The sequence below is a fragment of the Acidisoma sp. 7E03 genome (assembly GCF_054665075.1).
In genome coordinates, this window is record NZ_BAAFHE010000045.1 from 1 (window position 1) to 1,910 (window position 1,910).

2 protein-coding genes are annotated in these 1,910 nt (G+C 63.2%); both read left to right on the plus strand.

Features of this window, described 5'->3' with window-relative positions:
- Positions 1–111: 111 nt before the first annotated feature.
- The gene (locus ACYQ6W_RS22560; protein ID WP_459678532.1) at positions 112–495 is read left to right on the plus strand and encodes a hypothetical protein; all 384 of its coding nucleotides are present in this window, start codon (positions 112–114) and stop codon (positions 493–495) included.
- Between the two features lie 68 nt (positions 496–563).
- Positions 564–1,445, plus strand: coding sequence for an oxidoreductase (locus tag ACYQ6W_RS22565; protein WP_459678535.1), 882 nt, complete (start codon positions 564–566; stop codon positions 1,443–1,445).
- Positions 1,446–1,910: the final 465 nt, after the last annotated feature.

Here is a 1,910-nt window from a genome sequence, read left to right on the forward strand (position 1 = left end):
GCTGCTACTCTCGCTGGCCTGCACGTCGTCGCTTTCGCCTGTTTCATGATGAAGCAGGCCGCTCTCCTCATCCCAGGTGCATAACACCCTCTAGGCAAAGCGACGTGTGGTTTGCTCGCCGAGCGGCTGGGGGTCGTCGGCAGTGTCGTGGTGACCGAAACGGCGGCGGCGCTACTGATCGGGGCGACTCTATGCACGCCGCTGATCCCGACGCTTGTGCTGCTCACGCCGCTTGGCATCGTCCTCAACGGTACATCCTCGGTGCTGTATGCCACCGTGCCCCAGCTTTCCAATGCGGACACAGGGCGCGCCTTCGCGATCTTCTACACCAGCGTCATCGGATCCGGCGGGGTTGCACCCGTTCTCTACGGGGCCATCGCCGATCACAGCAGCCAAACGATCGGCATATTGGCATCGGCCGCCACCGCGCTGCTGGTCGTGCCACTGGTACTTGCACTACGGCCGCATCTTGCTGCGAGGCCGGCCGCGCAGTAACCGCGACACCGGCAAGATCAGACAGGAGCAGGACCTGATACACACGAACCGAAGGGCGAAACCCCGCTATGGATAAAACAATCGCTATCCTTGGCCCTGGCGCGATCGGCACGACGATCGCAGGCGCACTTCAGGAGGCCGGGCGCACGCCCACACTGTGTGGCCGCACAGCCCGCGCCCCGTTGAAACTGAAGGTCGACGGCATGTCGATCCGAATACCCGGACCGGTGTTGACAGATCCTGTCCACGCCTCCCCTGTTGATCTGGTCTTTCTGGCGGTCAAGGCCACTCAACTCGATGCGGCAGCCCCATGGCTCGCCACGCTTTGCCATACCGGGACGGTCGTCTGCGTTCTGCAAAATGGTATCGAGCAGATCGCCTTGGTCTCACCTCACGTCCCCGGCTGCGCCGTCATTCCCGCCGTTGTCTGGTTCCCGGCGGAGACACAGCCGGACGGCTCCGTGTCGCTGCGCGGCAAGGCTCGGCTAACTCTGCCGGAGGAACCCGGCGCGGTGCTTGTGGGCGACGCCCTCCGCGGGACACGCTGTGAGGTAGAGCGGGTCGCGGACTTCAAATCTCTCGCCTGGCGCAAGCTTCTGCAGAATGCAGCAGCCGGCCTGATGGTGCTGAGCGGGCGCCGCAGCGGGATGTTTCATCGTGACGACATTGCCGGCCTATGCCTGGAATACCTTCACGAGTGCCTATCCGTCGCGAGGGCGGCAGGCGCAGCCCTAGGAGACGACGTGCCAGAGCAAATCCTGGCAGTTTTCCAGGGTAATCCCACCGACATGGGAACCTCGATCCTCGCCGACCGCATCGCCGGGCGGCCACTCGAATGGAACATCCGCAACGGAGTCATTGCCCGATACGGCCGTCGCCACGGGGTTCTAACCCCCATCAGCGACGTCATCGTTCCGCTGCTGGCCGCTGCCAGCGACGGGCCCGGCTGATTCCGCTTTCTGCCGCAGCGTCGGAGCGACTGAGCTGAAGCGCTTTATGATCCGACCCAGTTGGCGAGAGGGTTGCCTGCTGAGCTCAGCCGTGTCGCAGGACCGGATTTGTGCGGACGTTCCTGGCGCAGCCGTGCCCCTCGGCAAAGCTCTGGACATCTAGACCTTCGATGAACCAGATTGTGCTATGGCTACATCCAACCGCGAGACCGACGTCCAATACGGCGCACTTCCGTGGCGGCCCACCCCGCACGGCATTGAGATCCTGCTCATCACGAGCCGCGGCACTGGGCGATGGGTGATCCCGAAAGGTTGGCCGATAGAGTGTTGATTTCCGTTGGGATCTGACCCGGGCGTTCCATCGAGTATTGGGCTCTTCCGCATAAAGCGTGCAAATCGACTGGCTAGTGCGAGTGAAGGATCCGGGCGCGGAGGAGTTGGAATCCAGCTCGTCCATACATGGTG